General features: G+C 74.6%; 8 protein-coding genes. 4 read left to right on the plus strand and 4 right to left on the minus strand.

Annotated elements, in window-relative coordinates; genetic code table 11:
- Positions 1–647, plus strand: a 647-nt coding sequence (locus GTW67_RS17325) for an SbcC/MukB-like Walker B domain-containing protein (protein WP_272920504.1), incomplete at its 5' end; no start/stop codon positions are given.
- Positions 648–654: 7 nt separating this feature from the next.
- Here GTW67_RS17325 and GTW67_RS17330 read toward each other — a convergent pair.
- A complete protein-coding gene (locus GTW67_RS17330) occupies positions 655–1,101 on the minus strand; it encodes an Lrp/AsnC family transcriptional regulator (RefSeq protein ID WP_161165725.1) in 447 nt (148 codons plus the stop codon).
- Between the two features lie 123 nt (positions 1,102–1,224).
- Between GTW67_RS17330 and GTW67_RS17335 the strand changes: the two genes are divergently transcribed.
- Both GTW67_RS17335 and GTW67_RS17340 read left to right on the plus strand, forming a co-directional pair.
- Positions 1,225–1,695, plus strand: a complete 471-nt coding sequence (locus tag GTW67_RS17335; RefSeq protein WP_161165726.1) for a rhodanese-like domain-containing protein — start codon at positions 1,225–1,227, stop codon at positions 1,693–1,695.
- Between the two features lie 21 nt (positions 1,696–1,716).
- Positions 1,717–2,235 carry an immunity 21 family protein gene (locus GTW67_RS17340; protein WP_161165727.1) on the plus strand — a complete coding sequence of 173 codons (519 nt, stop codon included), beginning with the start codon at positions 1,717–1,719 and terminating at the stop codon, positions 2,233–2,235.
- Between the two features lie 50 nt (positions 2,236–2,285).
- On the opposite strand, the gene GTW67_RS17345 is transcribed toward GTW67_RS17340, so the two are convergent.
- Both GTW67_RS17345 and GTW67_RS17350 read right to left on the minus strand, forming a co-directional pair.
- On the minus strand, positions 2,286–3,974 hold the full coding sequence (locus GTW67_RS17345; protein WP_161165728.1) for a DUF885 domain-containing protein: 1,689 nt from the start codon (positions 3,972–3,974) through the stop codon (positions 2,286–2,288).
- A gap of 78 nt (positions 3,975–4,052) precedes the next feature.
- Entirely contained in the window at positions 4,053–4,544 is a 492-nt protein-coding gene (locus GTW67_RS17350; protein WP_161165729.1) for an Lrp/AsnC family transcriptional regulator, read from the minus strand.
- Between the two features lie 60 nt (positions 4,545–4,604).
- Here GTW67_RS17350 and GTW67_RS17355 point away from each other — a divergent pair, with 60 nt between their 5' ends.
- The gene (locus GTW67_RS17355) at positions 4,605–5,825 is read left to right on the plus strand and encodes a trans-sulfuration enzyme family protein (RefSeq protein WP_161165730.1); all 1,221 of its coding nucleotides are present in this window, start codon (positions 4,605–4,607) and stop codon (positions 5,823–5,825) included.
- A 45-nt stretch (positions 5,826–5,870) separates the two neighbouring features.
- Here the strand turns inward: GTW67_RS17355 and GTW67_RS17360 are convergent.
- Positions 5,871–6,967 (minus strand): GNAT family N-acetyltransferase (locus GTW67_RS17360; protein WP_161165731.1); only part of this gene is annotated, 1,097 nt, incomplete at its 5' end.

Raw genomic sequence — 6,967 nt, forward strand, 5'->3', positions numbered from 1 at the left:
CGCACGACGCAGCCGCCCGGCGCTGCGCCGACCTCGCCCGGCTCTCCGCCCAGGCCGCCACCGCCGTACGCCGCCTCGCCCCGCTGCGCGAGGAGTACGACCGCGTCGCCCGCCTCGCGTCCCTCGCCGCGGGCACCTCGGCGGACAACGAACGCCGGATGCGCCTGGAGTCGTACGTGCTGGCGGCCCGCCTCGAACAGGTCGCCGCCGCCGCTACCGCCCGGCTCCAGCGGATGTCCTCGGGCCGCTACACCCTCGTGCACTCCGACGACCGCACCGGCCGCGGACGCAGCGGCCTCGGACTGCACGTCGTCGACGCCTGGACCGGCCGGGAGCGGGACACGGCGACGCTGTCCGGCGGCGAGACCTTCTTCGCCTCCCTCGCCCTCGCGCTCGGCCTCGCCGACGTCGTCACCGACGAGGCCGGCGGGGTCCGCCTGGACACCCTCTTCATCGACGAGGGCTTCGGCAGCCTCGACGACCAGACCCTGGACGAGGTCCTCGACGTGCTCGACTCGCTGCGGGAACGGGACCGCAGCGTCGGCATCGTCAGCCACGTCGCCGACCTGCGGCGCCGGATCCACGCCCAACTGGAGGTCGTCAAGGGCAGGTCGGGCTCCGTGCTGCGGCAGCGGGGCGCGGGCTGAACCGGCGTCAGCGGCCCACGGGGCGGCGGGGCAGCGGCGAGGAGTAGACGACGCTCGTCGTCACCGAGCCCAGCGTCCCGATCCGCCCCGACACCTCCTCCAGGTGCCGCATCGACCGGGCCGCGACCTTGATGACGAAGCAGTCGTCGCCCGTGACGTGGTGCGCCTCCAGGATCTCGGGCGTGACGGCCACCAGGTCGTGGAACGGCTTGTAGTTGCCGGTCGGGTACCTGAGGCGCACGAACGCCAGGACGGGCATCCCCAGCCGTTCCGGGTCGACGACGGCCGCGTACCCCTGGATGATCCCGGCCTCCTCCATGCGGCGCACCCGCTCGGTCACCGCGCTCGCCGACATGGAGACGGCCCGCGCCAGCTCGGCGAAACTGGCCCGCCCGTCCCGCTGGAGGGCGTCCAGGATGAGCCAGTCCGTGGTGTCCGGTGAATACGTGGTCATCCCGGATGGATAGCAGGGGAATCCCCGGTGGATCAAGGGAAGAGCCGGGGATCGTCCCTTCTGGGAGGGTGCGCGGCGCCCGTAGGTTTCCGGTCAGGAGATCCACCGAGGAGAGGCCGGACCATGATCACCACCAACGCCGTGCTGCGCGTCGCGCCCGCTGCCCCCGACGCCGCCGCCGCGTACTTCCGGGCGAGCCTCGCCCTCCACGCGGACGTCTCCGACGTCGCCGCCGCGCTGGCGGCCGGCGGCGATCCGGGGTTCGTCGTCGTGGACTCCCGCTCCACCGAGTCCTGGGACCAGGGCCACATCCCTGGCGCGGTCCACCTGCCGACCGCGCTCATCGCCGAACAGGCCGCGCGACTCCTCGACCCCGCCGTGCCCGTCGTCACCTACTGCTGGGGCCCCGGCTGCAACGGCGCCACCCGCGCCGCCCTCGCCCTCGCCGAACTCGGGTACCGGGTCAAGGAGATGCTCGGCGGCTTCGAGTACTGGGTGCGCGAAGGCTTCGCGTACGAGACCTGGCAGAGCACCGAGCGCCGCCCCGCCGATGCGCTGACCGCCCCGGTGGACGCGGCCGACTGCGGCTGCTGACGGGCGTGTAGGTTCTGCCGCATGGTGCGATACGCGGAGCCGGGCGCGGTGGAGTGGGTCGAGTCGGGCGGCGGTCCGCTCATAGCGGTGCCGGAGACGGTCCTGCCGTTCTGGGCCGGCGCCGACGGCGAGGAGACGGCCTCCGACTACGACCGGGCCTGCGAGATCGACGGGCAGGTGGGGCTCCTGCCGGTCGGCGACTCGGCGGCCCTGGTGTTCGGCGACGAACCCGCCTCCACCGCCTATCTGCCGGGCCACGGCGCCTTCGTGCGCTGGTGCGCGGCCGACTCCGAGGACGAGGTCCTGGCCGGCGTGCCCGGCGCCCTCGACGCGGCCGACTGGGAGCCCGAGATGACCTGGCAGGTGCCGGGCCCGGTCGTCCTGTTCGACGCGGCCTGGCCCGGCACCGCCTGCGAACGGGCCGACCACGTCCGCGTCACCCTGGACCCCGGCCGGTACGCCGTGCGCGCCGCCGAGGTGCGCCCCGGCCCGGAGACCTGGCTGAACGTCGTACAACTGCGGCGGCTCACGGACCGGTAGGCCCCGCGACAACGGTGTGCGGCGGGGCCCGAGGGGGCGCTGAGCCCCGGTCAGAGCCGGGACAGCTCGTCCACCAGGTCGTCCAGGCCCAGCGAGCCCTGGGAGAGCGCCGCCATGTGCCACGCCTTCGCGTCGAACGCGTCGCCGTGCCGCTTGCGGGCGTTCTCCCGGCCCAGCAGCCACGCCCGCTCACCGAGCTTGTAGCCGATCGCCTGGCCCGGGATCGTCAGGTACCGGGTCAGCTCGCTCTCCACGAAGTCCGCCGGACGGCTGCTGTGCGAGCCGAAGAACTCCTGCGCCAGCTCCGGCGTCCACCGCTCGCCCGGGTGGAACGGGGAGTCCGCCGGGATCTCCAGCTCCAGGTGCATGCCGATGTCCACGATGACCCGGGCCGCCCGCATCATCTGCGCGTCCAGATAACCGAGCCGCTGCTCCGCGTCCGTGAGGAAGCCCAGCTCGTCCATCAGCCGCTCCGCGTACAGCGCCCAGCCCTCGGCGTTGGCGCTGACCATGCCGACCGAGGCCTGGTAGCGGGAGAGGTTGTCGGCGACGTGCGCCCACTGCGCGAGCTGGAGGTGATGGCCCGGGACGCCCTCGTGGTACCAGGTGGAGACCAGGTCGTAGACCGGGAAGCGGGTCAGGCCCATCGTCGGCAGCCAGGTCCGGCCGGGACGCGAGAAGTCCTCCGACGGGGGCGTGTAGTAGGGGGCCGCCGCGCTGCCGGGCGGGGCGATGCGCGACTCCACCTTCCTTACCCGCTCGGCGAGTTCGAAGTGGGTGCCGTCCAGCGCCTCGATCGCCTGGTCCATCAGGCCCTGGAGCCACTCGCGGACCTCGTCGACGCCCTCGATGTGCGTGCCGTGCTCGTCCAGGTGCGCCAGCGCCACCCACGGCGTCTCGGCACCTGGCAGGATCTTCTCCGCCTCCTGCTTCATCTCGCCGAGCAGCCGGTGGTACTCGGCCCAGCCGTACGCGTAGGCCTCGTCCAGGTCGAGGTCGGTGCCGTTGTAGTAGCGCGACCAGCGGGCGTAGCGCTCGCGGCCCACCGTGTCCGGGGCGCCCTCGATCGCCGGCGCGTACACGTCGCGCATCCAGTCCCGCAGCTCCACCACGGCCGCGGTCGCGCCCCGCGCGGCCTCGTCCAGCTCCGCGCGCAGCGCCTCGGGGCCGGCGGCGGCGAAGTCCTCGAACCAGCCGCGCCCCTCACCCGTGTCCGCCCACTCGCCGAGCTGCCCGACGAAGGTCGCCGTCGGGCGCGGGCCCGCGTACAGCTTGCGTTCCAGGCCCAGCGCGAGGGATGCGCGGTAACCGGCCAGCGCGGCCGGCACCGCGCGCAGCCGCTCGGCGATCCGCGCCCAGTCCTCGTCCGTCCCCGTCGGCGTCACGGTGAACGCCTCGCGCACCGCGTGCACGGCCGTGCCCATGTTGCCGACGGAGCGCAGGCCCTCCTCCGCCTCGTGCACGGCGAGTTCAGCGGTGAGGCGTTCCCGCAGCAGCCGGGCGCAACGCCGCTCCACGTCGCTGTCGCCGCCGGGCCGGCGCTCCGCCTCGTCCAGCCGGGCGAGCGTGGCCCGCGCCAGCTCCGCGAGGGCCTCCTGCCCCGCCGGGGAGAAGTCGGGCAGACGGCTGGAACTCTCGGCCACACCGAGATACGTACCGGTGACCGGGTCGAGGGCGATGAGCTCGTCGACGTAGGCGTCGGCGACCTCGCGGGGCAGCGGGCTCTTGGTCTCTGACATGCGGACATCCTCATACGGATTCCGGCGCCGCGTCAGCCCGCTTCGCCCGGTCCGGCACCGCCGGCGGCCGGATTTCGCTCAGGGCGTGGATCCGGGGGCGGCGGGCGGCAGCAGGGGGCCGCACTCCCACTGCTGGAAGATCAGCCGCGTCTCGACGCGGGCCACCTCCTTGCGGGACGTGAACCCGTCCAGGACCAGCCGCTGCAAGTCCGCCATGTCCGCGACCGCGACATGCACGAGGTAGTCGTCGGGGCCGGTCAGATGGAAGACGGTGCGCGACTCGGGCAGCGCCCGGATCCGCTCCACGAACGGCCCGACCAGCTCCCGCCGGTGCGGGCGGACCTGCACCGACAGCAGCGCCTGGAGTCCCCGCCCGAGCTTCGCCGGGTCCAGCTCCAGCCGGTGCCCGAGAATCACCCCGGCCCGCCGCAGCCGGGTCACCCGGTCCAGGCAGGTCGACGGCGCTACCCCGACCTGGGCGGCGAGGTCCCGGTAGGTGGTCCGGGCGTCGTTCTGAAGCAGCCGCAGCAGATGGAGATCCACCGGATCCAGTACGACGGAATCGGCCATGCGCCGAACGTAGCACGGGGACCTTCCCCGGTAGCCCGTTCAATGTTCACTCTTCCGCCCATGGACTCTGCGCGCATGCCCACGTCACCACCCGACGACGTCCGCACCACCGCACCCGGGAGCAGGGCACTGGCCACCGAGGCCGTGCACGCCGGCCGCGACGACCTCGCCCGCCAGGGACTGCACGCCCCGCCCATCGACCTGTCCACGACCTACCCGTCCTACGACAGCCGCGGCGAGGCCGCCCGCATCGACGCCTTCGCCGCCACCGGCGCGGACCCGGACGGCCCGCCGGTCTACGGCCGCCTCGGCAACCCGACCGTCGCCCGCTTTGAGACCGCGCTGGCCAGGCTGGAGGGCACCGAGGCCGCCGTCGCCTTCGCCAGCGGCATGGCAGCCCTGAGCGCCGTCCTGCTGGTCCGCGCCTCCATGGGACTGCGGCACGTCGTCGCCGTGCGGCCGCTGTACGGGTGCAGCGACCACCTGCTGACCGCCGGACTGCTCGGTTCCGAGGTCACCTGGACCGACCCGGCGGGCATCGCGGACGCCCTGCGCCCGGACACCGGCCTGGTCATCGTGGAGTCCCCGGCCAACCCCACGCTGGCCGAGGTCGACCTGCGGGCCGTGGCCCACGCCTGCGGGTCCGTGCCGCTCCTCGTCGACAGCACCTTCGCCACGCCCGTGCTCCAGCGGCCCGCCGAGCACGGCGCCCGGCTGGTGCTGCACAGCGCCACCAAGTACCTCGGCGGGCACGGCGACGTGCTGGCCGGCGTGGTGGCCTGCGACGAGGAGTTCGCGGGACGGCTCAGGCAGGTCCGCTTCGCCACCGGCGGCGTCCTGCACCCGCTGGCCGGCTATCTGCTGCTGCGCGGCCTGTCCACCCTGCCGGTGCGGGTGCGCGCCGCCTCCGCGAACGCCGCCGAACTCGCCGGGCGCCTCGCCGCCGACCCGCGCGTGGCCCGCGTCCACTACCCGCGCATCGGCGGCGCGATGGTCGCCTTCGAGGTGCAGGGGGACCCGCACGACGTCATCTCCCGCGTCCGGCTGATCACCCCGGCCGTGAGCCTCGGCAGCGTCGACACGCTCATCCAGCACCCGGCGTCCATCAGCCACCGCATCGTGGACGCCGACGACCGGCGCGGCGCCGGCGTGAGCGACCGGCTGCTGCGGCTGTCGGTGGGCCTGGAGGACGTCGAGGACCTGTGGGCCGACCTGGACGCGGCGCTGGGGGAGCAGGTGGCGGCGGTGCCGCTGCGGGAGGCGCTGTCGCGGGCCGAATGACGGCGCCCCCGCGGCCGGGCCGGCTGGTCCCCGCGGCCGGTCCGGCTACTCCCCGCCGATGCGCTCGCCGTGCGGCAGCCGCGCCGCCGCACGGGACTCCGCGTCGAGCCGGGCCGTGACGACCAGGGTCCCCTCCTCGATCTGATAGTCGAGGGGGAGGCCCAGGCCGCGCATCGCGGCGACCATGCCCGTGTTCGACGCCTGCGTGACGGCGTACACGCTCGCGCAGCCCGTCTCCGCCGCCATCGCCACCAGCCGCCCGAGCAGCTCGCCGCCGACGCCCCGGCGCTGCCAGGAGTCCTCGACGAGCAGGGCGACCTCCGTCTCGTCCCCGTCCCACAGCAGATGGCCGAGCCCGACGATCCGACCCGAAGCGGTCTGCACCGCCAGGGTCCGGCCGTAGCGCGGGCTGAGCAGATGGTTCAGATAGCGGTCGGTGTCCCCGACCGGGCCGTGGTACCGCATCCCGAGGGTCCGGTCCGAGCACCGCTCGTGCATCGCCTTCGCCGCCACCAGGTCACGGGTGTCGGCGCGGCGGACGGTGATGTCGTGCCCCTCGGGCAGCGTCAGCACGTCCCGGCCGCGCGGCAGGCGCGGTCCGAGCCGGGCGTCCAGTTCGACCAGCGCCCGCGCCCGGGCGAACTCGGCGGGTGTGAACGGCAGATACGGCCGCTCCACGCTGATCACCCCGCCCTCCGGGGCGCGCAGCCGCAGCACGGTGCCGTCGAGGGCGCCCTCCGCCGGGACCCCGGCCTCCGCGCGCCCGGTGGCGGGCAGCGACCGGATCGTGCACCGGCCCAGCAACTGGCGCAGCGCCAACGGCAGTTCCGCGGCGTCCAGGGCCGTACGGGCGGCCAGTCCCAGGACCCGGGTCGGCGCGTCGACCAGGTCGTGGGCGTCGGCCCGCTCGGTCCAGGTGTCGACGCCGCCCGCCGCCGACACCACCGCGGCCAGCTCGGTCCCGCTGAGGTCGCCCGGGGCGCGGAGCAGGAACTCGTCCACCGTGCCGTCGGCCAGCGGATGCGTCTGGAGGCTCAGGATGTCCACCCGCAGCTCGGCGAGCGCGGCGCACAGCGCGGCCAGCGACCCCGGCGCGTCCCGCACCGTCGTCCGCATCCGCCACAGCGCGCTGTCCCCCGGCG

It is taken from the genome of Streptomyces sp. SID5910, from assembly GCF_009862125.1.
GTDB lineage: Bacteria > Actinomycetota > Actinomycetes > Streptomycetales > Streptomycetaceae > Streptomyces.

Excerpts from the sequence above, each read along its gene's own strand:
- GTW67_RS17330 (WP_161165725.1), bottom strand. The coding sequence starts at position 1,101 with ATGACCACGTATTCACCGGACACCACGGACTGGCTCATCCTGGACGCC.
- GTW67_RS17335 (WP_161165726.1), top strand. The coding sequence starts at position 1,225 with ATGATCACCACCAACGCCGTGCTGCGCGTCGCGCCCGCTGCCCCCGAC.
- GTW67_RS17340 (WP_161165727.1), top strand. The coding sequence starts at position 1,717 with ATGGTGCGATACGCGGAGCCGGGCGCGGTGGAGTGGGTCGAGTCGGGC.
- GTW67_RS17345 (WP_161165728.1), bottom strand. The coding sequence starts at position 3,974 with ATGTCAGAGACCAAGAGCCCGCTGCCCCGCGAGGTCGCCGACGCCTAC.
- GTW67_RS17350 (WP_161165729.1), bottom strand. The coding sequence starts at position 4,544 with ATGGCCGATTCCGTCGTACTGGATCCGGTGGATCTCCATCTGCTGCGG.
- GTW67_RS17355 (WP_161165730.1), top strand. The coding sequence starts at position 4,605 with ATGGACTCTGCGCGCATGCCCACGTCACCACCCGACGACGTCCGCACC.